The organism is Leptolyngbya sp. UWPOB_LEPTO1 (genome assembly GCF_017302695.1).
Lineage (GTDB): Bacteria > Cyanobacteriota > Cyanobacteriia > Leptolyngbyales > Leptolyngbyaceae > Leptolyngbya > Leptolyngbya boryana.
On record NZ_JAFLCJ010000014.1, the window covers coordinates 1 to 26,305 of the forward strand.

24 protein-coding genes are annotated in these 26,305 nt (G+C 47.9%); 14 read left to right on the top strand and 10 right to left on the bottom strand.

The window, feature by feature from the left end; genetic code table 11:
• The 3 genes from J0L70_RS19930 to J0L70_RS19940 all read left to right on the top strand — a co-directional run.
• Positions 1-1,471 (top strand): TolC family protein (locus tag J0L70_RS19930; RefSeq protein WP_287455647.1); only part of this gene is annotated, 1,471 nt, incomplete at its 5' end.
• 77 nt (positions 1,472-1,548) lie between these two features.
• A complete protein-coding gene (locus tag J0L70_RS19935) occupies positions 1,549-2,517 on the top strand; it encodes a M23 family metallopeptidase (RefSeq protein ID WP_268242655.1) in 969 nt (322 codons plus the stop codon).
• A gap of 428 nt (positions 2,518-2,945) precedes the next feature.
• Positions 2,946-3,872 carry a tetratricopeptide repeat protein gene (locus J0L70_RS19940; RefSeq protein ID WP_287455648.1) on the top strand — a complete coding sequence of 309 codons (927 nt, stop codon included), beginning with the start codon at positions 2,946-2,948 and terminating at the stop codon, positions 3,870-3,872.
• Between the two features lie 120 nt (positions 3,873-3,992).
• On the opposite strand, the gene J0L70_RS19945 is transcribed toward J0L70_RS19940, so the two are convergent.
• Both J0L70_RS19945 and J0L70_RS19950 read right to left on the bottom strand, forming a co-directional pair.
• Positions 3,993-5,198, bottom strand: a complete 1,206-nt coding sequence (locus J0L70_RS19945) for an AAA family ATPase (protein WP_017288975.1) — start codon at positions 5,196-5,198, stop codon at positions 3,993-3,995.
• Positions 5,199-5,204: 6 nt separating this feature from the next.
• Entirely contained in the window at positions 5,205-5,621 is a 417-nt protein-coding gene (locus J0L70_RS19950) for a hypothetical protein (RefSeq protein WP_287455649.1), read from the bottom strand.
• Between the two features lie 89 nt (positions 5,622-5,710).
• Between J0L70_RS19950 and J0L70_RS19955 the strand changes: the two genes are divergently transcribed.
• The 4 genes from J0L70_RS19955 to J0L70_RS19970 all read left to right on the top strand — a co-directional run bounded on the left by J0L70_RS19955 (position 5,711) and on the right by J0L70_RS19970 (position 10,529).
• On the top strand, positions 5,711-7,333 hold the full coding sequence (locus J0L70_RS19955; RefSeq protein ID WP_287455650.1) for an ABC transporter substrate-binding protein: 1,623 nt from the start codon (positions 5,711-5,713) through the stop codon (positions 7,331-7,333).
• 137 nt (positions 7,334-7,470) lie between these two features.
• Complete coding sequence (locus J0L70_RS19960) at positions 7,471-7,911, top strand: RrF2 family transcriptional regulator (RefSeq protein ID WP_017288978.1); 441 nt, start codon at positions 7,471-7,473, stop codon at positions 7,909-7,911.
• A 334-nt stretch (positions 7,912-8,245) separates the two neighbouring features.
• Positions 8,246-8,986: a dinitrogenase iron-molybdenum cofactor biosynthesis protein gene (locus J0L70_RS19965; protein WP_287455651.1), complete on the top strand. Its 741-nt coding sequence runs from the start codon at positions 8,246-8,248 to the stop codon at positions 8,984-8,986.
• A gap of 700 nt (positions 8,987-9,686) precedes the next feature.
• Positions 9,687-10,529 carry an SH3 domain-containing protein gene (locus J0L70_RS19970; protein WP_287455652.1) on the top strand — a complete coding sequence of 281 codons (843 nt, stop codon included), beginning with the start codon at positions 9,687-9,689 and terminating at the stop codon, positions 10,527-10,529.
• A 50-nt stretch (positions 10,530-10,579) separates the two neighbouring features.
• Here the strand turns inward: J0L70_RS19970 and J0L70_RS19975 are convergent, their stop codons facing one another.
• Complete coding sequence (locus J0L70_RS19975) at positions 10,580-11,455, bottom strand: M23 family metallopeptidase (RefSeq protein WP_287455653.1); 876 nt, start codon at positions 11,453-11,455, stop codon at positions 10,580-10,582.
• Positions 11,456-11,688: 233 nt separating this feature from the next.
• Here J0L70_RS19975 and J0L70_RS19980 point away from each other — a divergent pair, with 233 nt between their 5' ends.
• A complete protein-coding gene (locus tag J0L70_RS19980; protein ID WP_287455654.1) occupies positions 11,689-12,663 on the top strand; it encodes a carbohydrate kinase family protein in 975 nt (324 codons plus the stop codon).
• Between the two features lie 3 nt (positions 12,664-12,666).
• Complete coding sequence (locus J0L70_RS19985) at positions 12,667-13,128, top strand: CYTH domain-containing protein (protein ID WP_287455655.1); 462 nt, start codon at positions 12,667-12,669, stop codon at positions 13,126-13,128.
• A 9-nt stretch (positions 13,129-13,137) separates the two neighbouring features.
• Here J0L70_RS19985 and J0L70_RS19990 read toward each other — a convergent pair whose 3' ends face one another.
• The 7 genes from J0L70_RS19990 to J0L70_RS20020 all read right to left on the bottom strand — a co-directional run bounded on the left by J0L70_RS19990 (position 13,138) and on the right by J0L70_RS20020 (position 19,092).
• Positions 13,138-14,046: a glutaminase gene (locus J0L70_RS19990; RefSeq protein WP_017288982.1), complete on the bottom strand. Its 909-nt coding sequence runs from the start codon at positions 14,044-14,046 to the stop codon at positions 13,138-13,140.
• A 60-nt stretch (positions 14,047-14,106) separates the two neighbouring features.
• On the bottom strand, positions 14,107-14,433 hold the full coding sequence (locus tag J0L70_RS19995) for a carbon dioxide-concentrating mechanism protein CcmK (RefSeq protein ID WP_017288983.1): 327 nt from the start codon (positions 14,431-14,433) through the stop codon (positions 14,107-14,109).
• A gap of 113 nt (positions 14,434-14,546) precedes the next feature.
• Positions 14,547-15,362 carry a PEP-CTERM sorting domain-containing protein gene (locus J0L70_RS20000; protein ID WP_287455656.1) on the bottom strand — a complete coding sequence of 272 codons (816 nt, stop codon included), beginning with the start codon at positions 15,360-15,362 and terminating at the stop codon, positions 14,547-14,549.
• A gap of 176 nt (positions 15,363-15,538) precedes the next feature.
• Positions 15,539-16,333, bottom strand: coding sequence for a TylF/MycF/NovP-related O-methyltransferase (locus tag J0L70_RS20005; RefSeq protein WP_017288985.1), 795 nt, complete (start codon positions 16,331-16,333; stop codon positions 15,539-15,541).
• A gap of 6 nt (positions 16,334-16,339) precedes the next feature.
• Positions 16,340-17,617: an ABC transporter ATP-binding protein gene (locus tag J0L70_RS20010; protein WP_287455657.1), complete on the bottom strand. Its 1,278-nt coding sequence runs from the start codon at positions 17,615-17,617 to the stop codon at positions 16,340-16,342.
• 10 nt (positions 17,618-17,627) lie between these two features.
• Positions 17,628-18,509: an ABC transporter permease gene (locus tag J0L70_RS20015; RefSeq protein WP_017288987.1), complete on the bottom strand. Its 882-nt coding sequence runs from the start codon at positions 18,507-18,509 to the stop codon at positions 17,628-17,630.
• 43 nt (positions 18,510-18,552) lie between these two features.
• Entirely contained in the window at positions 18,553-19,092 is a 540-nt protein-coding gene (locus tag J0L70_RS20020; protein ID WP_017288988.1) for a sll1618 family protein, read from the bottom strand.
• Between the two features lie 38 nt (positions 19,093-19,130).
• Between J0L70_RS20020 and ruvB the strand changes: the two genes are divergently transcribed.
• From ruvB to J0L70_RS20045, 5 genes are all read left to right on the top strand, one after another.
• Positions 19,131-20,273: a Holliday junction branch migration DNA helicase RuvB gene (gene ruvB, locus J0L70_RS20025; RefSeq protein WP_017288989.1), complete on the top strand. Its 1,143-nt coding sequence runs from the start codon at positions 19,131-19,133 to the stop codon at positions 20,271-20,273.
• Between the two features lie 9 nt (positions 20,274-20,282).
• Positions 20,283-21,095, top strand: coding sequence for a tetratricopeptide repeat protein (locus J0L70_RS20030; RefSeq protein ID WP_287455658.1), 813 nt, complete (start codon positions 20,283-20,285; stop codon positions 21,093-21,095).
• Positions 21,096-21,480: 385 nt separating this feature from the next.
• Positions 21,481-24,510, top strand: coding sequence for an ATP-binding protein (locus J0L70_RS20035; protein ID WP_287455741.1), 3,030 nt, complete (start codon positions 21,481-21,483; stop codon positions 24,508-24,510).
• A gap of 7 nt (positions 24,511-24,517) precedes the next feature.
• The gene (locus J0L70_RS20040; RefSeq protein WP_287455659.1) at positions 24,518-25,039 is read left to right on the top strand and encodes a nickel-binding protein; all 522 of its coding nucleotides are present in this window, start codon (positions 24,518-24,520) and stop codon (positions 25,037-25,039) included.
• 95 nt (positions 25,040-25,134) lie between these two features.
• Entirely contained in the window at positions 25,135-26,208 is a 1,074-nt protein-coding gene (locus J0L70_RS20045) for a class I SAM-dependent methyltransferase (protein ID WP_287455660.1), read from the top strand.
• The last annotated feature ends 97 nt before the right edge of the window (positions 26,209-26,305 follow it).

The following is a 26,305-nucleotide window of genomic DNA, read 5'->3' on the forward strand; positions in this document are numbered from 1 at the left end:
TCCTCAGCTCCAACCTCCCCGAGCTGATCCCCTATCTCGCCTTTGTCCTGTTCCGGATTCCGCTGCCGCTGACCATTCTCCAGATCCTGGCAGTCGACCTCGGCACCGACATGCTGCCGGCGCTTCTGCCCAAACCCTCCTCACCCCCTCCTCCAACCGTCTCCTCTTCCCCACCAAACCTGGAGAAGTCCAAGTCCGTTCCGTCCAACCGATTACCCTCCAACAAGCGCTAGACCTTGCAGAACGCAACAACCGCGATTTAGAAATCGCCCGTCTGCAAGTTGAACAAAGCCGTGCTGCCATTCGAGAAGCGCGTGCAGGAAACTTTCCCACACTTGCACTGACATCCAACCTCACCCGTTCTGGAAGTGCTTTCATCACTCAAGACACCCAACAAAATAGCTTTCTAGAGCAACTGGGCATCCAAAGTCAGAGCGGCAGCTCCACACGAACAGCGTTCGGTCTGGGCGCACAGCTAAACTACGACATTTTTACGTCAGGGCTACGTCCAGCTCAGATTGAAGCAGCAGAACGGCGATCTCGCACGGCTGAATTGCAATTGGAACAAACTCGCGAAGAACTGCGGCTGCAAGTTTCCAATGATTACTACAACTTGCAGAATGCAGACTCTCAAGTTGCGATTAACGAAGCAGCAGTCCGAAATGCAGAAGCTAACCTGCGAGACTCGAGAGCGCAAGAAACAGCCGGACTAGGAACTCGATTTGACACCTTGCGTGCAGAAGTTAACTTAGCCAATGCTCAGCAGCAACTTCGCAACTCCCAAGCGACCCAGGAGATCAATCGCCGACAACTGGCTCAGCGGCTCAGTTTATCTGAAACCGCGACGCTGACCGCGGCTGATCCAGTTCAGCCTGCAGGAACGTGGACGATTCCATTGGAAGATAGCATCGTCTTGGCTTATAAAAATCGAGCAGAACTCGAAGAACAGCTTGTGCAGCGTGAAATTAGCCAAGCTCAAATTCGGGCTGCACGAGCGCAAAATGGAGTCACTCTTGGCTTTGTCGCCTCGTATGATTTCAGTCGCTCTGGAACCGTTGATACCGATGCTAATAATTCCGACAATTACAGCCTAGGACTGCAAGCACGTTGGAATCTTTTTGATGGCGGGGCAACTAATGCTCAAATTAGCCAGCGAGAACGCGATCTCGAGATTGCCGAAGCCCGATTTGCTCAAAACCGCAATCAAATCCGCTTCCAAGTCGAGCAAGCTTTCGCGAACCTCCAAGCCAACTTTGCCAATATCAATACGACTCAGCAATCGGTCGCCCAGGCAGAAGAAGCGCTGAGATTGGCAATTCTGCGCTTCCAGGCTGGAGTCGGTACACAAACCGATCGAATTAGTGCTGAAGCAGCCCTGACTCAAGCTCAGGGAAACCGTGTTAGCGCCATCATCGGTTACAACCAAGCCCTCGCTCAACTACGACGTGCTGTGAGTAACATTCGCCCATAAGTGGCGCGATTTTCTAAATACCCGTCACAATAAAAGCTTGAGCCTTCTCGATCGCTATTGTCTCCCTAAATCGTCCCATGACTCACTCTCTACTTAATCTCTTCTGGATGCGTGCCTTAATGATTTCAGGGTTGGGCTGGCTCGTCGGACTCGGTGCGATCCGTTCTGTCCACGCTCAAGCCCCAACCGATCCTTTGCCTGCGGTCAAACCTGCTGCTCCTGCTGCGGTTGAGATTGCGCCACCCGTTCAAGTTGCCCCTGCGGTTGAAGTTGCCCCTGTGGAGGGGGATACGTTTATTGACAAAACCGACTATGACTTAGGTGCAACTGAACGATCGACTCCGACTCCGACCGTGATTGCGAAACCTCCAGCGTCGATCGTGTCTCCTCGGTATCGTGCGCCTGCTGAATCGGTGAGTATGGCTCCGGTTGAAGTGGGCGGCTTTAACTTGTCCGTCACGGGAATTAACTGGGCAGGAGCAGCACAATCCAACCCGATTGGCTCCGCTTACGGCACTGTTCAAAATTATTACAATCGCAGTGTTCGCCCGATCGGACGCATTGGGAACGGTGATCTCAGGTTAATTTTTCCGTTAGCGATTCCGGCTCCGATCACATCCATGTTTGGTTGGCGAGTTCATCCAATCACGGGCAATACGAGATTACACACAGGAACTGATATTGGAGCAGCATTGGGTACTCCTGTTTTAGCCGCGTTAACAGGTCGCGTCATTCTCTCTGATTTCTTTGGGGGCTATGGTTTATCGGTTGCGCTAGAACACAATGCAGGCGCACAACAGACACTCTATGCTCACTTATCAGAGATCTTTGTCAAACCGGGCGATATTGTGAAACAGGGTACGGTGATTGGGCGAGTGGGGAGTACAGGCAATTCGACTGGACCTCACTTGCACTTTGAGGTGCGCCAGCAGACGACCGAAGGTTGGGTGGCAATGGATGCAGGAGTCGTCTTAGAAACGGCGATGGCAGAATTAGTGAAATCGATGCAGGTGGCTCAAAAGCCTGTTCAGTCGAACCGTCAATAGGCGCATTTGCTAGCCCGACGTGGAATGGGGAGATAGGGAGACTAAATTCAGATTGCTCCCTATCTCCCCATCTTTCTATCTGATTGATTGCCGTGAACTACTCGGTGAAAAGAGATCTGCTCTACAGCATCGTTCATTCCCTCAACTCTCGAACATCGAAGAGTTGAGGTTGTCGCTGTAATTTCCGAACTCAAGGGATATGTCTTAAGCCTTCTCACGCTACACATGCCCCGAATTACTGAGGCTTCTGATACATTGAAAAGCCCTTGCCATAACTTCTAGAAGATTGTTTAATCGATTGAAATTGTGAACGTTTAGTGAACAAATCAACCGAGCATTGTGTCCTGAATTTAAAGATGAGACCTGAATTTTGTAGAAGGCGATGAGAGGTAGGTCTGCAACTATAGCAATTGATTGTGAGTGTAAATATGTCTATCCGATTGTGTTTTAAAATCGTACTCTTGTCCGCTGGATTGTGTCTGCTTTCTTCTACGGCATCTCTGAGTCATGCGACTCCGCTGCTGCTTGCTCAATCTTCTCGACAAGCAACAGCATCAGCAGAATCAAAGGTTAATCAAGGATTACAACAAATTCAGCAAGGAAGATTGAATGAAGCGATCGCTTCATTTCGCGAAGCAGCTAAGCTCAATCCGCGTCTTGCTGCGGCTCACTATAATTTGGGGTTAGCATTACGTCAAGCTGGACAACTTCAGCCCTCAGCCGATGCGTTTCATCAAGCCACCAAAGCCGATCCAAATTTTGCACTAGCATTTGCAAATCTGGGTGCTGCGTTGCTAGAAGGCAATAATATCAAGCAAGCAAGAGACTACTTAGCAAGAGCAATCGAACTTGATCCGAAGTCGGGTGTGGCTCAGTATAATCTGGGCTTAGTTCTGATGCAGGAGAAGAACTATGATGCTGCAGTGCAAGCGTTTCAGAAATCAGCCAATCTAAGTTTGAATGCTCCGGAGCCTTTATTTCAGATCGGACAAGCCTATCAGCAGCAAGGAAAATTGAATGAAGCGATGTCTGCGTTTCAGCAAGCGATTCAGCGCAATCCGAACTATGTCGAAGCACACTATAGCTTAGGTTTAGTCTCTTACTATCAGGGTAAACTAGACCAAGCTTTGAATGGGTTTCGCAAAGCAACCCAGATCAATCCGAAGTTTGCAACGGGTTACTATGCCGCAGGTTTAGTATTTGTTCGGCAGAAGAATTTGCCTGAAGCTGAACGGGTGTTGCGATATGCCAGAGATCTCTTTTCTAGTCAAGGGAATACAGCTTGGGCGAAGAAGACAGAACAGCAGCTTGAGCAAGTGAAACGGATTGAACGCGGGGAGATGCGCCCACAATAGATACGCCCAAAGATGTGTGAGGAAAGTTTCGGTTTCTCCTCGACTAGGCTTAACTCGATACGTGAGCGATGCGTGGGCTGAGCGTAGTCGCAACTCAACCCCACGATTCACTCGATCGCGCTAAACAAATCGATGCTGAAATTCACAGATCAAATCTACTCGACCTTTGCGCAACATTGCCGGATCAAGCCGTTCCGTCGTATTGCAAGTCATCAGCACGACTAATTTTTGCTCTAGCTCAAAGTTACCAACGCTCACCACACTCTGATACAACGTTCCATCGAGCAAGCTCAAAATATGCTCTGTCTTATTACTCGCCTGAGCAATCTCCGTTGAGCGATCCTGTGCTAAGTTATCTGCCTCATTGATAATCAGACAAATCCGCTCTAGATAAGCAGGCGGCACAAAATTCTCGACTGCATCGTGATCCAAAATGAAAATCACGTAGCCTAATGGCACGAGAATTTCTTTCGCGATCGCTTGCGTCCAAGCAGTCTTTCCAGTTCCCGGATCACCATGCACTAAGACGGCGAGACGATCTTGCGTCATGACCGTTTGCTGCACCGCATCACTAAAGGCTTGAATCTCCTCTGGAAAGTCACGGGTACTAAACTGAGCATGAATTTGACCTACACGGTTCTGATACCCACTTAGCATCACTGCTAAGCCATAGGTCGCCTTTTGAATCAACGGAGCCATATTCTTCGCCATCAGCGTCCAGTACCGCCGACCGCGATCGACATAGTCAATTTGCAACCACGCATCATGGCTTGACCAATAGGCATAAACGGTACTCACTACATCAAGACGTTCCCACTGATCAAATCGATCGGGTGGAAAGTAAAACCAGCGATCGAGATAGTTCTGAGTAATCAAATCTGGACGACCTAAGATTTCCAGCATTTTCCGAATTGCCGTTTCCTGCAATCGATTCAAAGCATAATCGATCGGAATGCTGCTACGGCTCACAACTTGCCGCATCGGAGTTTCTACACTCAAGCTATCGATATAGTGGTGATCCGGACAGGGTGGCTCAGGCGTGAGATAGTTCCAAACCTGATCTAGTTCTCCACGCGTATAAGACGAGCAAAGATTGATTACATTTGACCACCAAGCTTGATAGCTCCGTCCTAGAGAATCTGTAATCGTACTCACTGCACCCATCATGCGGCGATTCAGTTCATCCCCGTCGTTCTGTACAAGGTGCAAAAAATAATTCCAGTCAAAATCTCGATTCAGCGGTCGCCATCCCGCTGCTAGTAAGTTTTGCCCTTGCTGTTGACTATGCTGAAATTGATTGTATTGATTGAAGTTGAAGTCTGACATAAGATTTCAGAACGATTTTAAATTGGGTTCGACCCAAGTAGAACGAGCAAGCGGTGAAAACAAACAATCGCGGCTGTAATATTCAAACAACACTGCCGGATCAGCGTAGTGATGAATGAGTTGATTGGCTAAGTTCAGTAAAGAATCATGAATATCAACATGATTGAGATCGGTTTGAATGAGGTGAATCCAAAATAACGTAATTGTTTCGTGATAGCCGCCAGTTGGAGTTGATTCAATCCCGTGTGCATGATTATAGCGTTGGATGCCAAAGCGGATTTTCTCTACTGCAGTGCGAGGAGATCGAATTAAATACCACAATGCAACGGTTAAATGTGCTGTATGTGTCCAGTGTTCTCTCGCTAAACGACAATCCTCAAACGCTCGAACCAATTCAGTAATTTCATCTTCTGACGTATACATGAGCAAACTACTGATATACTACATATATAATACAATTACTGTCAACGGGTTTCGGATACAATCCTGAAGTCTTTTAGTCATCAGTTGCAATGGTCAAACCTCGAATTTGGCGATCGACATTCATCGGGCTTCTCATGGTGATGAGCGTGATCGTTACCAATTGTGCCTCACAAAATACAACTCCGACGGCTCCGGGAGTTTTAGTCTATGCAGCCAGTGGGCAGCCGACCAATTTAGAACCCGGAAATATCACTGACGGAAATTCTCTGATTGTTCAGAATCAAATCTACAATCGCTTGATCCAATTCAAGCCTGGAACTGCGGACTTAGAGCCGAGTTTAGCAACGTCTTGGAGCGTCTCAAAAGATGGTAAAACTTGGACATTCAAGCTGCGCAAAGGTGTGAAATTCCATGACGGCACCGAGTTTAATGCACAAGCAGTGAAGTTTAATGTCGATCGCTGGTGGGATAAAAAGAATCCGAATGGATTTCGCAATGCGGGCAAAAGCTACGAAATTTGGGGTCAGATTTTTGGCGGTTACAAAGGTGAACCTGATTCACTCGTTCAGGATGTCAAAGTGATCAATCCTTTGACGATTCAATTCGTTTTGAAACAGCCGTTTGCTGCTTTTCCAACCGCGATCGCATCTTCTTACTTTGGCATTGCGAGTCCAACTGCAATTCAGAAAGCAGGGGCGAACTATGGAACACCTGCAAGCGGAGCAATTGGAACAGGGGCATTTGTATTCAAAGGGTGGCAAAGTGGCGATCGCATTACGCTTGAGAAAAATCCGAACTATTGGAAGCCAAACTTACCTCAGTCAAATCAGCTTGTGATGCGGTTTGTAACGGATTCTGGCGCAAGACTTGCACAAGTTAGAGCAGGACAAGTTGATTTTACAGTTGAGCTAGCACCTGATCAAAAGCAAGAAATTGAGCAAGATCAGAATTTAGCAGTGATGAATCGTCCTTCGTTTAATGTCGGCTACTTAGCATTAAATCCGAGCTTTAAGCAGCTTTCTGATGTGCGAGTGCGACAAGCGATCGCACATGCCATTAACCGAGAAGCGCTGGTGCAAGCGTTTTGGAAAGGATCAGCCCAAACAACGCCGCATTTTCTTCCGCCGTCTCTGGATTGGGCAACGTCACCTAAGGTCAAAGGCTATGACTACAATCCTGACAAAGCAAAAGAGTTACTCAAACAAGCAGGATTTGCCAATGGCTTTGAGATCGACTTGTGGTACATGCCTGTAGCACGCCCTTATTTTCCCACACCAAAAGCGATCGCAGAAGCGTTTGCCGCCGACCTACAAGCTGTGGGAATTAAAGCAAATCTGAAAACAAAAGATTGGGCAGCTTATCTTGCCGATCGCAATAAAAAACCGGGCTATCCAATGTTTATGTTGGGCTGGACAGGAGATTATGGTGATCCAGATACATTTTACTATCCACACTTTGGCCCAGGTAGCACAACCGATTTAGGCAACTGGAAAAACGATCGAGTCATTCAACTGCTGAATCAAGCTCGATTGACAGGCGATCGGACTCGTCGTGCAAAACTTTATGCTGAAGTAGATGAAATTATTCAGCGCGAAGCGGTGCGATTATCGATCGTGCATTCTGATCCGTTATTAGTGCAGCGAAAATCGATCGCCGGATGGACACCTAGCCCATTAGGAACTGAGCCATTTGAAGCGATTCGCAAACAATAATTTTGGTACGAACCAAAACTGCCATCAGTCGAGGATTCGGGGCAACATAGACCCCGTATAAATTCCCACCTCAGCCATCAATGGAGTGTGATTCTAAGCTAAAATCTGAATGCGCACCTGTTTCATAGTCCGAAATCATGCTCTTAGAACTTTCAGGTCGAACGAAATATGCACTCTTAGCGATGTTGGAATTGGCTTCAGTCTATGAGACAGGGGAAACATTACAGATTCGACAGATTGCAGCATCACAGAATATTCCCGATCGCTATTTAGAGCAGTTACTCGCGACCCTAAGACGAGCTACTCTTATTTCGAGTGAGCGGGGCAAAAAAGGGGGATATTTTCTCTCTCGCCATCCTCGCAGAATCACAATTTTGGAGATTGTGAACTGTATGGAAGGAGAAGAACCTGCAACGTCTGCTGAAGGTAGTTCTGAATCTGCTGCAATGCAAGCAATCACTGGCTTTTGGCAAAAGGTTAAACAAGCAGCTGATGAGGTTTTAGAAACTCATTCCTTACAAGATCTGCTAGAGCAGCGCAATCATTTTCAGCAGCCGATTACAATGTATTACATCTAAACGGCTGCCTTCAGTTGATAGAGTGTCTATTTCAAAAATCGATTTCAATCGATCGTTGAACCCGTAGTTAGAAACATCAGCCTCAGTCCAGGTGCAAAATCGGGCGTCAGAACTTGTGTCTGACATGCCTGTAACAGCCTATGCAACAGAGGTTTACAAAGCACACTTATTTATTCACTTAACTCAATCAGACTCACCCTCTAGTTCGTAGTCGATCGTACTGAAATCTTAGGTCAAGTCTCAGCTAATGAATAGAGAAAACATTAGATGTTTTCTTGTGTTTTCTCACGTCTGACCTATCTCTACGTTTGCCCTACTCTCTAGAAACTTAAGCATGAGTACTACCACCAGTAACCCTCCTATCTCGAATGAAGTTGCCTTACGAATCGCTCTAGCTGCTAGAGTTTTGCCTGAAATTTCGCTCACTGAGTTGATTGAAGCACTCCAAGATAATGTTGGAGAAGTTTTGAATGAAGCAGCACTCAGCCGCATTACAGTTACAAACTTAAAAACTGCCTTTGGACAGACTTATGATCTAGATGGTGAAGAAGAAGGCGAAGATGCGAATGCAGGCGACATTGCTGCGCTCAAAGAAGCGGTTCGGATTCTCTGGGGTGCAAAAGATGAAGCTGAGGCACTTCCGACGATCGAGCCTTATCAAGATGGTGAAATGCCACACTCTGTTCGGATTGCAGTTGCTTCTAACAATCGCGAACTGCTTGATGGTCACTTCGGATCTTGTTTGCGGTACTTGGTCTACCAACTTTCTGCTACAACGCTTAAATTAATTGATATTCGCTCAGCACTCGAAGCTGATCTATCCGACGATCGCAATGGATTTCGCATCAATCTGATTCGAGATTGCCAGGTTGTGTATATTGTCTCAATCGGTGGCCCTGCTGCTGCCAAGGTTGTGCAAGCCGCTATTTATCCCATGAAGATGATTGAAGGCGGTGAAGCAAGAGCGATTCTCGCTGATTTACAAACCGTCATTGCAACGGCTCCGCCGCCTTGGATAGCAAAAGTTTTAGGGGTTGCGGAAGGCAATCGTGTTAAAAATTACAAGGCAACCTAACTGTGCGAATCTGATGGAGTAGTTCCAAATGAATCTGCAATACAAAAGTTAATCGTGCTCCACAGTTTACCTTGGGGACTTTGAAAATTCGAGAATTCTCGAATTTTGAGGAATCTTTGAACTTTCAAGTCCTCCAAAATGGAACATTTAGCTTAGTAGATAGTAGAGTGCGATCGCAGTTAGCTCAGTAGATGATGAATGTGCGATCGCGCTCTTTGCCAGCAAACTGCTCCCGGCTTAGAAATCTTATCTATCTGCAAGTCAATCTGTATCTTTCATTCGTATCTAAGCTAACTGCTCGATCTTATATTTCTTCATGATTTTTGTAATCGTACATTCGTCGATTCTAAGTTTATTGAGCGAGGTACATCAGATACTTCAATTGCGTAACTTGAACGAGCCTCTAACAAGCCTATCTACTAGATGAATTACTTCTTAGCTGCACGACAAAGAAGTAATTCATCTGGCAAAGAAATGTTTCAGATTCCTTCTAGCTCTAACAAATGCGCTTAAATAAGCAACTATGGTAGATTCATTGCTCTGAGCACAACCTGAGAGCAGATTTTTCAAAAGCTCAGTAGTCGAATAAGTAAGTTTGTATCTTAGTAAACCTACTGGGAGAGACTAGCTTGTCACTTTCATTCGATTCTGACTCAGGATTCAACAGTAAAAGCCTTGTACATCAAAAATCAGGGGGATTATGGAAACAACTGGACGTACTGAAGCCGCACAAGCTCCGCTCCACGCAGTATCCGCTCAACCAGAATCAAAAATAGCTCGAATTACACGATCACTGAAAAAACTAGGATTGATCCTTCCGAGTTCTGCTTGGCTCAGTCTTGCAGGTCTTGTACTCGCTGCATCAACCTTAATCACTCATGTTCCATCTGCTCAAGCTGCGCAATATGTTAGAGTGAGCAGCGGAATTTCTGCCCTAAACGTTCGGAACGGCCCTGGAACGGGATATAGCTTAAACGGCAGACCACTTTATCCGGGCGAAACTGTGCGCGTTGTCCAGCAGTCAGGAGGATGGTATCAATTACCCGATGGCGGATGGTTCTCAGCAGCGTATACAACGACGGGTTCTGGCGGCAGTTCTGGCGGAGTTGGCGGCGGTGGTAGCGCAATTACAACCAGAGTAACTACGACAACGACAGTCAACGTTCGGAACGGCCCTGGAACAGGGTATAGCTTAAACGGCAGACCACTTTATCCGGGCGAAACTGTGCGCGTTGTCCAGCAGTCAGGAGGTTGGTATCAATTACCCGACGGAGGATGGTTCTCGGCAGCGTATACAACGACGGGTTCTGGCGGCAGTTCTGGCGGAGTTGGCGGTGGTGGAAGCCCTATCAGCGGCGGAACGCCCATCAATCGAACTGTAAGAGCGACTACTTGGGTAAACGTCCGGAATGGCCCTGGGGTGAACTATAGCTTGAATGGCAGACCGCTGAATGCAGGTGAAACTGTACGAGTCGTGCGTCAGTCGGGAGGTTGGTATCAATTACCCGACGGAGGATGGTTCTCGGCAGCGTATGCTCAGTAGTTCGTTCTAGTAATAGGAGATTCAGGAGCAATTGCTCCTGAATTTTTGCGTTAAAAGCGTAAGGGCGATCGCATACTCTGATGTTCAGAGTCCGTCATGCTAGTTGCACGATCGAGAAAAGGCATTGGATCGACAGCGTAAGTATGATCATCTGCACCTTGGCGAATCTCATAGTGCAGATGTGGCCCAGTTGAATTTCCATTATTGCCAATGTCAGCAATTCGTTGACCGGGGTTCACAGTTTGACCGGGTTTAACATAAGCTTTACTGATGTGGGCTAGCAGGTGAATTTGCCCCTGCTGATCACGGATCTTGATATGCCATCCATAGCCCCATTCATAGCTCGTTTCATCTTGTTCGCGACCAACATAGAACACAACACCGCAAACTGGGCTATTAATTGGATCACCAATTCTTCCGTCGAAATCTACACCCGTATGTAACCGAGTTTGACCTAGATTAAACGAATCGGGAACTTGTCCAAAGCCTTGATTAATGACTGGGATCGGAACGGGATAGACAGGGGCGCAATTCGCAGATTGAGTTGGAGATGGGAGCGGTGCTGTTCGGCTGAGATTGGCTCTGGGCTGTGAAGATGCAGCGAGAATCCGAACGAGATCGCCTCGAACCCAGCCCTCGATGCCAGAGCGATTAGATTGCATTCTGTACCAGGTGTAGCCATCTCTGCCTTGAATTTGGTCAAGAATTTGAATCCCATCCCCTGCGACAGCGAAGCCTGCGAGAGTCGCAGAAGTCGAAGGGCGAGTTCGGACATTGATTTGCCCGGTGCGATCGCTAGCGATGAGTTCGGCAGGTTGGGCCGCGATCGAGGCTCCTTGCCAGTCGAACGTTACGATCAAAACAAGGCTCAACAGAGACAGAATCAAGCTTTTCGCTAAGATTCGCTTGGGGCGATTCAGTTTCATAAGGGATGCATTCTGGGGGTAGGGACAAGGGCGAGCAAAAACACATTTATCTTCACCCCATTCTCGTCATTCAACACCAGATCGGGAAATTTAGTCTAAATCTGTGGGATCACTCATCCGTTGAGGTTGACCAATCTGAAGGCGACTTTTTCTGTCAAGTTCAACATTCTTTAGGTTTTGAAGCCTCCCCCGCTCATACACTATGAGAACACACATTTAACCTGAAGCCTGTAATGCACCCGCGTGTTATCTGTCTCGGCGAAATTCTCTTCGATCGCATTTCCAACCAGCCAGGACTCCCCCTCGAAGCAGTCACCACTTGGACAGATTATCCGGGTGGTGCTCCTGCCAATGTCGCCTGTGCCTTAACTAAACTTGGCACACCCAGCGCATTCGTTGGAGCCGTTGGAGATGATGACTTAGGTCGATCTCTGACCGAGTTACTCAATACGCTCAAAGTCGATACGAGCGGTGTGCAAATCTATCCCGCTCCAACTCGGACAGTCCTGGTGTTGCGATCACAAACCAACGATCGTAGTTTCGTCGCGTTCGGCGAGAACCGCGATACGAGCGAATTTGCAGATACACAACTTCAAGGCGATCTCATTCCGGTCGAATTGTTTCAACATGCAGATTATCTGGTGCTTGGAACTTTATTGATGGCTTATCCGCGCAGTCGAGTCGCGATCGAGCGGGCTTTACAACTTGCCGAACAGTTTTTTGTCAAAGTCGTCTTAGACGTCAATTGGCGACCTGTGTTTTGGAAAGACCAGAACATTGCACCTGCACTGATTCATGACTTAATCAAGCGGGCAGATTTTCTCAAAATGGCAGAAGAAGAAGCCGCATGGTTATTTGATACAACTGATCCGGGTGTGATTGCTCATCGCGTCGAATCCCTAGAAGGCGTGCTAGTAACCGCAGGCGAAAAAGGATGTAGCTACTGCCTCAATCAGCGAGAAGGAAAGATTCCAGCTTTCTCGATCGACGTTGAAGACACAACAGGCGCAGGCGATAGCTTCTTAGCTGGATTTGTACATCAACTTTGCCAGCACCAACTGTCTGAAATTAGCCAAGATGCAGAACATATTGTCAAATATGCCAGTGCTGCGGGTGCGTTAACGACCTTAAAAGCAGGCGCGATCGCCGCTCAACCGACCGGGGCAGAAGTCGATGCTTTCTTATTTTTAGATCAACAGGCGAGCTAAGTGATGGGAATCGAAATTGAGCGAAAATTCTTAGTGATTGGAGATGAATGGCGCGCGCTTGCACCAGGCACTCTCTATCGACAAGGCTACATTCCAACGCTAGAAAGTACAGTGAGAATTCGGATTATTGACGATCGAGGATTTATCACGATTAAAGGCATGACTCAAGGCATTTCGCGATCGGAGTTTGAGTATGAAATTCCGCTCACGGATGCTGCACAAATGTTAGATACACTCTGCAAACCGCCACTGATTGAAAAATATCGGCACAAAATTTCACTGAATGGCTTAGTTTGGGAAGTCGATGAGTTCTTAGGGCAGAATCAAGGATTAATCATGGCAGAGGTTGAACTAAAAAGCGCCGATCAGTCGATCAATCTGCCCGAATGGATTGGAGAAGATGTTTCTCACGACCCGCGCTATTACAACTCCAATTTAGCGAAGCATCCGTTTAGTACGTGGTAACGCTCTGCACTAGCAAAACACACTCAATTTCAATTCCTGAGCCAGTTTTTCAACTAGAAAAAGTCCAGCAACAGAATTTCCAATCCGATCGATCGCTGGACTATAGCAAGCGATCACGCCTTGTTTTGGCACGATGGCGAGCAGCGCTCCACTCACGCCCGACTTCATCGGCAAGCCAACCTTTACAGCGAAAATTCCAGACACTTCATACAATCCGCAGGTCAACATCAGGGCTGAAACCGTCTGCTGGTGCAAGTGAGAAATTTCTGGATGCGGTTTTGCCAGCAATAACCCCAGTTGTGCTAAATCTGCGATCGTTCCTGACAAACAGCAAAGCTGATTATACGTATCCAGCGCCAGATCTGAACGATCCAGCAAGTCACTCTGAACAAGTAAATCCGCGATCGCACGATTGGTTTCATTCGGCAGCGATCGTACCGAATTCAGCGCGTTTTGATCCAATTCAATTTGAGTGTGAGCGAGATCGTTCAACCATTTGCAAAATGCGGCACAGCGGTCTGAACCGGAAGCTTTGGGCATCAGACCTGTAAGCGCGATCGCGCCGCTATTGATCATAGGATTGCGAGGACGGCTATGATCCGCTTTCAGTTGCACGATCGAATGAAATGGCAAATCCGAAGGTTGCATCCCCACTTGCTGAAAGACGCGCTCAGCACCGACCTGCTCTAGAAGATAAAGCAGCAAAAACGGCTTAATGACGCTCATCAGCACAAAAGGCTGAGCGACATCACCCGCGGCTAGCGTTTGAGTTTCAGCCAAAACTTGAGCCGCAAGCAGGCGCGAATCAACCTGCGCCAACTGCGGAATATAATCTGGAAGCCGTCCTTGCAGCGTAAACCGTCGTGCTTGGATAACCCAAGCATCGAAATCAGCTTGTGTGAGAACTGCCAGAGTCATGAGGAACCGAAGTTTAGAGAAGAAGCCAACAGGAGTATAGCCTCATTCGTTCTGCTTTCCTTAGACTTGATTAAATTCTTCGGTGCGTTCGCTGTAATCGATCGGTAAAACAACCATCAAGTTTTCATTGGGGCGAGGAATATAGTGCGATGATAGAAACAGTTTGTCGCCTTCTTTGTAAGCCGTCATTTTTTTGGCAGCTTCTAATCCAGCTTCAACGGAGATTTTGACTTCTGAAACATCGCCTCGAACGACGATCGTAATATAAGCGCCGCTAACACGTTCCATTTCAACTAATGTCACTCGTGCGGCTTTGACCATGACATCTGCAACCGCAAGCGCCGGGGGTAAACCCCGCACTTCTACCATTCCGACTGCCTTAGCCATCCTCTAAACTCCCTTCCATATTGCGCGCAATATATAGATTATTACAGTTTGGTCTATGGATGGCGAAACTCGGGTCGTTGCTTCCGCTGTTCATTCTGATTAGAAAATCTAATCTATTTGCGCCGTTTGCGATGCACTAAGCCACCGAGCATAATGGCAATTCCTGAACCGAGCAGAGTAGAAGGTTCTGGAACAGCGGTTGCATCGACTGCAAGCCGAGCAGCACGAGCTGTAGAGTTAGCGAAGGGGATCGCTCTAGGAGTGAGATCGACTCTGGTGATGCGAACAGAAGCACTGGCTGAGGTGGTGTTATCTCCGAAGAAAACGAAATTTGGTAAATTGTACGGCAAGCCTTCGGGTGAGTAGTTACGCAGGCTTCCGGTGAGAATGGGAGTCTGGAAATTGCCGTTTGCGAAGAGTCCATAGTAATTGCCTTGCACAGAGAGGTCGTAGCGAACAGCACGCACTGGATTAAATGAAGTGCCTTCTGCATGAGTAAATCGAGGCGGTTTGGTCGCTCCGTCGTTTTGTGCCCAGATGCGATCGCTCAATTTCGCATCACTTGCCCAGAATCCCAGTTCGATACCGCGCCGATCAGAACTCAAAGCGATAATGCTAAATCCTGATCGAGCAGGATTTTGATGGGCTTCAGACAATAGTTGGAGATTGAAGCCCAATGTATATCCTTTGGTACGATCGAGGGTGCGAAAAATTGAATATCCGCCTTGGAGAGTGTTGGATGCTCTTGTGTTGAAGGTTGTCCCACCATTGCTGACGATTTCAGTGCCGGGAGGTGTCACGCTTGTCCAACCTTGTTTGGCAAATGAGGTATTACGTGAACCATCGTATAGATTTAGAGTCTGTGCTTGTACCTGGGTTGCGGCGAGTGTCAAACTCAAGCCTGCAAGGATTCCGACTGCTGTTCTCATTCTTCTTTCCCTCTAAGTAATGATTCGGGATAGAAGCGCCCTGCCAGTAGCAGAATACACCTAAAAAACAGGGATTTTATAATTCTTGAGAAATTGATGCGATCGCAGTTTAGTTTTCCGCTTGCTTCGCATTGTGCATTCGTATGTTTAGTGCGAAAGCACTCGTGCTACAAACGTTAAGTCTGTTGATGTTTGAGCTTGAACCAAAGCGATCGTAGTTTCCAAAACTTACTACTTTCCATCGCTTCAATTCGCGTTCTTAAAGCAGCATTCTCCGCTTGCAACTGCATTTCTCGCTGAATCTGCTGTTCCACAAAATTTTGATGTCCGACAATCTGAGGAATCGCTTGACGATTATGCGATCGACCTTTGATCCAAAATGCCTGATCTGGTCCGACTCGCTCTAAAACAGGCTTCTCATGATGTCGGTCGCAGAAATCATAAAACGCCTCTCGACACCCTTCCCAATAGCCAAAATCATCCAGAACAATACAGCCACCCGTCACAATGCGAGGATAAAACGTTTCTAAAACCAACGTCACCGAATCGTACCAATCCGCATCACAATGCAGCAACGCGACCTTCTCAGGCAATTCCGCTTGGAAAGTCGTTTCAAACCACCCTTTTCTAATCGTATACGACTGCTCATCCGTACCCACCGTGTGCAAAATCGTTTTGAGATCCTCAATCGTGCCCACACATTCCCCGACCCAAACCTTCGCATCATCCCCATCTTTTGCAGTTGTCGGTGGCATTCCTGCAAAACTGTCGTACAGCCAGAGATGTCGGTCTTCCAGAAACGTTGAAATTACGGCTGCTGAGCCGCCCTTGTAAGTTCCACACTCCACAAAGTCACCGTCGATCTGATTCAAATTCAGGTATTCGCAAAGTGCAGCCAGATTCGTCAGACGATCGGAAGTACACAGGGTATAAGGTTGAACTTGCTGAAGTAACAATGGGTCAAGAGACATAAAGCATTAGAGTTCGATAAGCGTTTCGTCTGGAGTTGAACTAGAGCGGTAAATCTCAAAAGTAGGATTGAGATTCACAATGCCTGCCCAGAGAATCGCATTGGGGTTTTGGAGAATTTTGAGCACAGCAGTATTATGAAGCATCGTCAAAACTCGTTTGAATTGATGTTCACTGAAGCCACCCTCTGCGATGCCGATTGTAATCGTATAATCTCCAGCCAGTAGAGGTAGATGAAACTGAAATCGAGCTTCGATCGAGCTACCTGCTTCGACCGCTCCAATGCTGTGCTTCATGCAGAATGTATTCGACTCAAACACGACTTCTCCTGTACGATTTCGCATTCGGAATCCTACATGCGGATCTTCCATGCGCTCTAGAAAGGTGAGTCCGATCGCCAGCTGAACGTTAGAATCACTAAAGGCAGATTGGATCACGTGATTGTCCGCATCGAGAAACTGCACATACTTCAATTGCACTGATGTTGAAGTGATAGCAGCATCAGTACTCGCTTGGGGCATTTGAATCGCAATGCGCTCCGGAGCTTGATCTTGTTTTTGGAGAAGCTTCGCTTCGTACAGGTCAACGACTTGCCGGGGAGTTGCATCGAGAATGACTCTGCCATGTTCTAGCAAAATCGCGCGATCGCACAACTTGCACACGGCACTCGAATCATGCGAGACAAAGAGTAACGTTACGCCTGCTTCTCGTAACTCCCTCAGTCGAATAAAGCATTTCTGCTGAAAGTAGACATCTCCTACTGCCAGCGCTTCATCAACAATGAGAATATCCGGATCAGTATTGACAGCCACGGCAAACGCTAACCGGACAAACATACCGCTCGAATAGGTTTTCACGGGCTGATCGATGAAGTCTCCAATGTCGGCAAACTCAACGATCGTGTCAAATTTCTGCTCAATCTCAGCCTGACTCAGCCCTAAAATCCTGCCGTTAAAAAAGACATTCTGCCGTCCTGTAAACTCTGGATTAAAACCACTTCCAAGTTCTAGCAATGCGGAAATTCGACCATTGACAGTTAACTGTCCGGCGGTCGGAGTCAAGGTCTGAGTAATCACCTGCAGCAGCGTGCTTTTTCCGGCTCCATTCTGCCCGACAATGCCGATCGTTTCGCCTCTGAAAATTTCTAAATCAATCTCTTGGATTGCCCAAAATGGTACAGCCCGACTTTTCCCAGGCAGCAAGATCTCTTTTAAGCGATCGACCGGACGCGCATACCGCTTAAAACACTTTGAAACACCTTTGAGAGAAATTGCAACCTCAGCCATAGAGTTCATCCTACACAACATCAGCAAACGCTGGACGCAATCGCCGATAAACGAATAGCCCAATGGCAAACGTGAGCATGGAAACGCCCCACAACACGCCCAATTCTTCCCAATGATGCATCCGACCGACCAACACTAAATCACGATACACTTCGACGATCGTGGTCATCGGATTCAACCAGAACACCAAAAATCGCCATCCTTCAGGAATGAGTGAAGATGGATAAACGATCGGAGTCAAGTAAAACCACAAATTCAGAATCACCGTAATCGTTTGCGGAATGTCTCTCAAAAACACCGTCAATCCTGCTACGAGATACCCTAAACCCGCTGTGAGCAGCAATTGAGGAATCCAAATGATCGGAAATAACAGCACCGAAGTGTGAATCAGTTTGGCGGTAAATGCCACAAATGTAATCAGTAAGATAATTCCAAACGAGCTTTCGACCAATGCTGTACAAATGGGCACCAGCGGCAGCAGCCCTAGCGGAAATACGACTTTCTTGATCAAATTCGGCTGACTAATCACCGACGTGGTTGCCCCTGTGAATCCTGCGACAAAGGCTGTCCAAGGAATCAGCCCCGCAAACATCCACAGCCCAAACGTAAAGTCATTCGCAGGCAACCCCCGAAAATTGAGTTTGATTTGCAGAACAATCGAAAATAAGTATGTATATACTAATAGCTGCGCAAGTTGATTTAAGATCGCCCAAAAATTTCCGAGGATTGATCCTTTATATTTTGCTTCTAGATCGCGTTTAACCAAGGTTTTGAGCAGATCAAACTTGATCCAAAAAGATTGAGGAATCGGCAATCGGCGCACTGCTCGATCGCGTTGCCGTGTGCTGAAAGTAACGAATTTACGCGCCACGATTTTCAATGGATTTTTCACACCTCTCACCCTAGTTCAACGCAATTGCGTCTTCGTCAGGATATCAGTTTAGGCGCACATGTTCGATCGCGTGCAAAATTGCCGATCGTTGCTCATCGTCATATTGCCATCGGCGTAAAAAATCTCGATAGGTTCCATCTGACTCGATCGAGGTTTTTAATTCCATGAGCTGACGATCGACGCTTTTCGACATCATGCGGCGAATTAAATAAGTGCTGCGCCGCTGTACTCTGGCTGAACCCTCTGCCAATTCTGGCTTTTGATTGCGCGTATGGGTCAAGATCATGGCGGTTGACATGGCTAAATTCTTCGTCAGCAGATCCGCGACTTTCTCTTCAGCAGGAAGCAATCCTAGTACAACGTGAAAGCCAATTTCATCCATCAATTCCCGATCGTCGCTTAAATAAGTGACAAAAAAACCGCGTGCGCCGTTCTCAGTTTGTACTAACGCAGTTATGATCCTTTCAAGTTCAGGTTCCGAGACGTGACCCTGTTCGACCTCGGCAAGGAGTGATTGGGTTAGCTCGATCGCGCCTTCAAACGAGATCGAGTCGGGAATTGCAAAGCGAGAAGGAATCTCCATATTCACGATCTCTCTAAAGTTGATGGTTCTCAACAATTATGGCGATCATTTCCTCTAAAAAACAGCCCAACGATCGAGATAAAGCTGCTGCGCCCGCTGACAAGGTGAGCGTCATGGCGCAAGCTGTCTCCCAAGCTGTCTCCCATGGCAAGCCTGAGAAGACAACCATTCTTCAAGCTGAGCCGGAGCCTGAAGAACGCAGCAAACAAGAAGAAAAAATCCGTCCCCAATGTCTGACGGAATATATTGGACAGAAAGATCTAAAAGATGTTTTAGATATTGCGATTCGCGCCGCTAAGTCTCGCCAAGAGCCATTAGATCACCTTTTACTCTACGGCCCTCCCGGACTGGGTAAAACCACAATGTCGCTGATTTTGGCGCAAGAAATGGGCGTGAAATGTAAGATTGCCAGCGCTCCTGCGCTCGAACGCCCGCGCGACATTATGGGTTTACTGATTAGCCTGCAACCGGGGGATGTGCTGTTCATTGATGAAATTCATCGCCTTGCCAAAGTCGCTGAAGAATTGCTCTACCCGGCAATGGAAGATTTTCGGGTAGACATTCCTCTCGGCAAAGGGAAAAGTGCCAAAATGCAATCGATGAGCTTGCCGCCTTTTACTCTAGTAGGAGCCACAACGCGAGTCGGTGCGTTGACTTCGCCATTGCGCGATCGCTTTGGCTTAATCCAACGCCTGCGATTTTACGAAATCGATGAACTGACTGAAATCGTCTTGCGTACGGCTGCACTGCTGAAAATGAACATTACCCAGTCGGGTGGAGAAGAGATTGCTCGCCGCGCCCGTGGAACCCCTCGGATTGCCAATCGCTTGCTCAAACGAGTCCGCGACTTTGCTGAAGTGAAAGCCTTTCGAGAAATCGATCGAGACATTGCCGCCGAAGCCCTGCAACTGTTCAACGTCGATCCTTGTGGTTTAGATTGGACGGATCGCCGCTTGCTCAGTTTCATGATCGAACGACACAACGGTGGTCCCGTCGGACTTGAAACGCTAGCTGCGTCCACGGGTGAAGACGCTCAAACGATCGAGGAAGTTTACGAACCCTATCTGATGCAAATCGGGTATCTTAGCCGTACCCCACGGGGTCGAGTGGCAACTGCGGCTGCTTGGAAACATTTGGGCTATACCCCACCCGACACTCATCAAATGACACTTTTACCGTAGGAGATGTTCATGATTCGCTGTTTGCTCAAATCTCTGTTGATGGTTGCGATCGCGTTTTTCATCGCTTGGCAACCTGTTCTTGCTGAAGAAGAACCCATAACTGCTGCAACTCTGTTTGAGCAACTTTCGACTCTAAAACAGCAAGCCTTTGAATCGACCAACAAAGGTGACTTTACCAAAGCTGAAGCATATTGGTCAGAACTGCTAGAATTGCTGCCAGATAATCCCGCCATTTGGAGCAATCGCGGCAATTCCAAAGTGAGTCAAAACAAGTTAGAAAGTGCGATCGCAGATTTCAATAAAGCGATCGAGCTTGATCCGAATGCCCCTGATCCATATCTGAATCGGGGCGCTGCAATGGAAGGATTGGGAAAATTTGAAAGCGCGATCGCCGATTACAACAAAGTTCTCGAACTTGATCCCAATGATCCGGCTGCCTATAACAATCGAGGCAGTGCTGAAGCCGCATTAGGACAGTGGGAAGTGGCAGTAAAAGATTTTCAAAAAGCAGCGGATGCTGCTCCAGACTATGCGTTTGCTCGTGCCAACTATGCATTAGCTCAGTACCAACTTGGCAACATTGAAGATGCCATTCGGACAATGCGAAATTTAGTTCGCAAGTATCCAAAATTTGCCGATATGCGGGCAGCGCTCACGGCTGCACTGTGGGTTGAAGGCAAGCAGGGCGAAGCAGAGAGCCAGTGGGTTTCAGCAGTCGGATTAGATAAGCGGTACAAAGACATTGAATGGGTGAAAAACGTGCGCCGCTGGCCGCCAACCATGTCGAGTGCTTTGGAGAAGTTTCTCAGCCTCAAATCTTAGAACAATGGCTCTACTTTGAAACTATATAAGCTCAAAAATTCGATGGTTGAGCAGTATTGCGAACTCTGAACTATCCGCAACTCAACTTGAGCATAAGGTTAAGAGTTCACCACGATCAATCTGATGGGGAGAGCGGAGAAAGACCTAAAATCATAGTCCTGCTCCCCATCGTCCCACCTCTCCACTCTACAAAGTCAGCATCGTCAACTAGCCGTTCTCACCGCAGGCAACCTCAGATATCGGAAGACCATGAATTATTCGGATGCAATATTTAAAGAAATGTAATGAAAGTTGCAAAAAATCCGATCCGTTCATTCTATGGAATTGGGAGCCTTTAGGTTAGACGAGATCTCTAGGTTAGGGAGGAAGCGCGATCGTGCCACCCATGTTGCAGATTCAACTTCTTGGTGGGTTTGACTTATCCTACGGCGACCAATCGTGGACGAGGGCGATTTCAGAACGGCTTCAGTCTTTGCTGGCTTATCTAGCATTGAATCGGCAAAGGGCACAATCTCGCCAACACTTAGCCTATCTATTTTGGGGAGACTCGAGCGATCCGCAGGCTCGAACTAACCTACGTAAAGAGTTATACAATCTGCGGCAAAACCTACCCAATGTAGAACAGATTGTACGGATCGAGCCAAAAACGCTCTCATGGTCGCCAACTATTCCTTTTGCGCTAGATGTGATGGAATTTGAGAATGCGGTAGCACAAAACCAACTTGAACGTGCGATCGCGCTCTATCGAGGTCAATTATTGCCCAGTTGCGACGATGACTGGATTTTCCCAGAACGAGATCGATTGCAGCAATTGTATGTTCGAGCCTTAGAGCAATTGATCGAACAACTCAAAAACCAGCAAGACTATCGTTTAGCTTTAAACTACGCACAACAGCTATCACGGGTCGATCCGCTCAACGAATCGACCTACTGCACCTTGATGCAATTGCATGATTTGAGTGGCGATCGCGCTAATGCACTGCAGGTTTATCACCACTGTATGACGATGCTGCGCGAGGAGTTAGGCGTTGATCCGAGTCCTACCACTCGTAGATTCTATGAACAATTGCTACTAGAAGAAGAATCACCCATCGGCTCATCTCCAATTCAGCCAAGGGTACATCTCCCCCTATCGCTGCCGTCACAATCCGCCTTGCCAATGGTCGGACGGAACCACGAGTGGCATTTAATTCAAGAATGGTCAGCGATCGCTGACCCCCAAGTTCTACTCCTCACTGGTGAACCTGGGATTGGCAAAACTCGACTTCTAGAAGAACTTCGAGAAACAACCCCTTTTGCGCTCTGGGGACGGGGATTTGCGGCTGAAATGCTACGACCCTACGGCATCTGGATCGATGCATTGCGATCGGTACGGCTCCTCAATCCTGTCCCAGCAGAATTAGGCTTCTTACTGCCCGAAATCGGACAACCGAGCAAAGCCCCACCGGATCGAAGCCATTTGTTTGATGCGGTCGTGCAATTGCTAGCAAACTGGGCAGCACAAACCCCCTTACTGGTGATGCTCGATGATATTCAGTGGATAGATGAAGGCTCATCCGCCTTACTGCACTATGCGAGTCGCTTGTTGACTCATCTCCCGGTTAAATTTGCTTGTACGGCTCGTTCTGGAGAACTCTCCAAAAATGCCGCGATTTCGCAAGTTCTTCGATCGCTTCGACGGGAGCAACGTTTAAATACGATTGAACTCCAACCCTTCGATCGGGGTAACACAGCAGCCTTGATTCATGCAGCCAATACCGATCATCCATTTGAGATGTCTCTAGAACTCATCGATCGAGTTTTTCGAGATAGTGGCGGCAATCCTCTCTTTGTGCTGGAGATAGCACGAGCATTGTCTCAGCGGCAATCTCATGCAACGGATTTGGCAGCGTTGATTCGCGATCGCTTAGACCAATTAGAGGACAAAGCGCGTGACCTTTTACCCTGGGCAGCCGCGCTCGGACGAAGTTTCAAGCCTGCAATGGTCGCTCAGGTGGCAGACTATCCGTTGCCGGAGTTATTCAGCGCGATCGCGCAACTAGAGCAACAAAGCATTATCCGTCCCAGTGCGACAGGTGAAAATGAACTAGGCTATGACTTTGCCCATGATGTCGTGCGCCAAGTTGTGTATCAACACATTTCAGAGCCGCGCCGCCAGTTGATGCATTGGCAGATTGCTCACCGGCTCAACCAAATCGCAACGCTAGATCATTCTTTCGCAGGAGATATTACTCATCATGCGGTGCTAGGAGGAGATCATGCACTCGCTGCCTCTCATGCCTTGCCTGCCGCAGAACGCTGCTTAAAATTATTTGCTTATGCGGAAGCAACAGTTCTCGCAGAGCGGGGGGTGCAGTCGTGTCAATGGCTCGATCAGCGCTCTCGTATTCCCTTACAGTTGAGGTTACTCCGAGTCTGGGCGATCGCAGGTGTCAAGCACGATCTCGCTGTGCAGATCGAAACTCAGGTTCATCAACTGATGGCAGAAGCAAATCGATTAGGCTTGAATGACGATGCCGCAATCGGACACGAAACTTTAAACGTTCTATATTACGAGCAGGGCAATTACGTTCAACTGCATCAACATTCCCTGCGATCAACAGAAGTGAGTCGTGCCGCTAGCCCTGCGACAGCCGCTAGAGTGTTAGCGCTGAGTGGCTCCTGCTTGACAGAATTGGGACAGGATATGATTCGGGCAGAAGCACTCCTCCTAGAAGCCCAATCCTTGGCGAATCGGGTCGGACTAGAGCAGTGTGATATCCATAGTGGATTAGGAGGGATTGAACTACACAAGGCGAACTATGATGCAGCGCGAACTTTCTTGCAACAGGCATTGCAACTCGCGCAACGCGATCGTGATCGTTGGCGAGAATGTAACTGTTTAATGGGGTTAATCATGACCGAATTAGAAGCAGGCGATCCGAGCGCTGCTTTGTCTTACTGTTCAACGATGACGCATCTTGTTGCCCAGATTGAAGGCAAAGAGAGTGAAAACGCTATAGCAGCAGCCTTAGCAGCGCTTGCCCATTATCAGCTTCAGCGCCCCGAAGCCAATTTAGAAGCCGCGATCGTCAAACTGCAACAACTGGATATCAAGCGAATGCTAGCTTACATCCTGATTGGAGCAGCAGAAGTAGATTTTGCTCAGGAACGATTTGAATTAGCGGCTCTTCGAGCCGAGGAAGCTTTACAAGCGGCGCAAACGATGAAGCATCCGAGCGAGATTGCGATCGCTGGAGCGCTGCTGATTCAAAGTGTTTTAGCATTAAAGCACGCCGAACGGGCAATAGGAGTATTTGAAACCTTACACCATCGGATTGATCGCCGTTTGCTCAGTGTCCGCGCTCAAACTCAGGTTGATTGCATGACGCAACAACTACAGCCCTTAATGAAAAAACGTAAACTTTCTAGTTGAGGTCGTTATGTCACTCGTGATTGTTGAAACTGTTGCCGAACAACCACTGACCGATGCTTACTTAGAAGAAGCCGTTGAAATTGCGTTGCCCTGTCTACAAGCTCGTGGGATCACCTGGCTTCATTCCCTCCTGTCTCGCGATCGTGCTCAAATGATCTGTCTTTACGATTCTCCCGATGCTGCGACTGTGCGGAACGCCTACGCTCATCTAGGAGTTCAAAAACGGGCAATCTGGTCAGGGGAAATGATTCCAAACCGTTCTCGCCCTCAACCCAACTCGGCGGATCGCTCTGTCATCGAAGCACACTCTCCTGCTTCGAGCGCACCAGACTGGAACAGAATTCACCAACAATTTTCTCAATGCTGCAGAGAGTTAGGAGTGAACTGGTTACGCTCCTATTTGTCGCTCGATCGTACTTCTGCGGTCTATGAACTAGAGGGATTGGATGCAGAAACGATTCGCGACGTTTCTCGAAAATTGGGCACTTCCTTTGATCGCATCTGGTCGGCTCACCTGCTGATGCCCTAACCCAGAAGGGTTTTAGAGTTGGAACGCTTTGGCAACGGTTTAGGAACGGCGAGATCGCTACCTTTAAGTTCAGATGAATTTTCAAGGAGCGTCCGATGACAACCCAAACTTTTGATACCACCAAAGCAGAAGCCTTTGCAGGAAGAATGTTCGAGATTTTCAACAGTGCCGCTTTGTCGCTGATGATGTCGATCGGACATCGGACTCAATTGTTTGACACAATGGCAGAATTGCCGCCCTCGACCAGTCAGCAAGTTGCTGCGGCTGCTGGGCTGAACGAACGCTATGTGCGCGAATGGCTCGGTGCAATGGTCACAGGTGGATTCGTAACCTACAATCCACTGACTCAAACCTATGTGCTGCCTATAGAGTATGCTGCTTTTTTGACGCGATCTGCTACACCGAACAATCTGGCTCTTGTTGCTCAATACATCCCGGTGCTTGCCTCGGTCGAAGAGCAAGTAATCGAGTGTTTCTATAAAGGTGGCGGTGTTCCCTATTCTGAGTTCCAGCGATTTCACGAGGTGATGGCGGAAGACAGTAGTCAATCGACAGTAACAGCACTATTCGATCAGATCTTACCGCTCGTTCCGGGACTGACTGAAGCACTAGAACAAGGCATTGATGTCCTCGATCTCGGGTGTGGGAGTGGACGGGCACTGAGCACCCTTGCCGCGAACTTCCCCAAGAGTCGCTTTACGGGCTATGACTTTTCGGAGGTGACGATCGCGACTGCAAACCATGAAGCGCGATCGCAAAATCTCAGCAATATTCGATTTCAAGTGCAAGATGCCGCTACTTTGAACGAGCACGATCGCTACGATCTAATCACAACGTTTGATGCAATTCACGACCAAGCACGACCGGACATCGTGCTACGCAATATCTATCAAGCCCTACGAAGCGATGGGGTTTACTTGATGCAAGACATTCATGCTTCCAGCCAGGTCGAGGGCAACCTAGAGCATCCGATCGCACCCTGGCTTTATACCATTTCTTGTATGCATTGTATGACGGTTTCTTTGGCTTATGGCGGTATGGGTCTGGGAACGGTGTGGGGCAATGAGCAAGCATTAAAAATGTTAGCTGAAGCGGGATTCAAGCGGGTCGAACTCAAACAAGTGCCCCAAGATTTTCTGAACGATTACTACATCACTTACAAGCAATAGCCCTATGTGCCAACTCTGCGGACTTGCAGCACGGTATGCCCGTGTTCGCCAGGATTCTCTTGTTCAAAATCTTAGTCAATTTGCAACTGTAATTCAA

Coding starts and splice junctions, on each gene's coding strand:
- J0L70_RS19940 (WP_287455648.1), top strand. CDS start 2,946: ATGTCTATCCGATTGTGTTTTAAAATCGTACTCTTGTCCGCTGGATTG.
- J0L70_RS19980 (WP_287455654.1), top strand. CDS start 11,689: ATGCACCCGCGTGTTATCTGTCTCGGCGAAATTCTCTTCGATCGCATT.
- J0L70_RS20020 (WP_017288988.1), bottom strand. CDS start 19,092: ATGGAGATTCCTTCTCGCTTTGCAATTCCCGACTCGATCTCGTTTGAA.
- J0L70_RS19990 (WP_017288982.1), bottom strand. CDS start 14,046: ATGACTCTGGCAGTTCTCACACAAGCTGATTTCGATGCTTGGGTTATC.
- J0L70_RS19975 (WP_287455653.1), bottom strand. CDS start 11,455: ATGAAACTGAATCGCCCCAAGCGAATCTTAGCGAAAAGCTTGATTCTG.
- J0L70_RS19970 (WP_287455652.1), top strand. CDS start 9,687: ATGGAAACAACTGGACGTACTGAAGCCGCACAAGCTCCGCTCCACGCA.
- J0L70_RS20005 (WP_017288985.1), bottom strand. CDS start 16,333: ATGTCTCTTGACCCATTGTTACTTCAGCAAGTTCAACCTTATACCCTG.
- J0L70_RS20045 (WP_287455660.1), top strand. CDS start 25,135: ATGACAACCCAAACTTTTGATACCACCAAAGCAGAAGCCTTTGCAGGA.
- J0L70_RS19950 (WP_287455649.1), bottom strand. CDS start 5,621: ATGTATACGTCAGAAGATGAAATTACTGAATTGGTTCGAGCGTTTGAG.
- J0L70_RS20010 (WP_287455657.1), bottom strand. CDS start 17,617: ATGGCTGAGGTTGCAATTTCTCTCAAAGGTGTTTCAAAGTGTTTTAAG.
- J0L70_RS19965 (WP_287455651.1), top strand. CDS start 8,246: ATGAGTACTACCACCAGTAACCCTCCTATCTCGAATGAAGTTGCCTTA.
- J0L70_RS20030 (WP_287455658.1), top strand. CDS start 20,283: ATGATTCGCTGTTTGCTCAAATCTCTGTTGATGGTTGCGATCGCGTTT.
- J0L70_RS19985 (WP_287455655.1), top strand. CDS start 12,667: ATGGGAATCGAAATTGAGCGAAAATTCTTAGTGATTGGAGATGAATGG.
- ruvB (WP_017288989.1), top strand. CDS start 19,131: ATGGCGATCATTTCCTCTAAAAAACAGCCCAACGATCGAGATAAAGCT.
- J0L70_RS20040 (WP_287455659.1), top strand. CDS start 24,518: ATGTCACTCGTGATTGTTGAAACTGTTGCCGAACAACCACTGACCGAT.
- J0L70_RS19995 (WP_017288983.1), bottom strand. CDS start 14,433: ATGGCTAAGGCAGTCGGAATGGTAGAAGTGCGGGGTTTACCCCCGGCG.
- J0L70_RS20000 (WP_287455656.1), bottom strand. CDS start 15,362: ATGAGAACAGCAGTCGGAATCCTTGCAGGCTTGAGTTTGACACTCGCC.
- J0L70_RS19955 (WP_287455650.1), top strand. CDS start 5,711: ATGGTCAAACCTCGAATTTGGCGATCGACATTCATCGGGCTTCTCATG.
- J0L70_RS19945 (WP_017288975.1), bottom strand. CDS start 5,198: ATGTCAGACTTCAACTTCAATCAATACAATCAATTTCAGCATAGTCAA.
- J0L70_RS19935 (WP_268242655.1), top strand. CDS start 1,549: ATGACTCACTCTCTACTTAATCTCTTCTGGATGCGTGCCTTAATGATT.
- J0L70_RS19960 (WP_017288978.1), top strand. CDS start 7,471: ATGCTCTTAGAACTTTCAGGTCGAACGAAATATGCACTCTTAGCGATG.
- J0L70_RS20035 (WP_287455741.1), top strand. CDS start 21,481: ATGTTGCAGATTCAACTTCTTGGTGGGTTTGACTTATCCTACGGCGAC.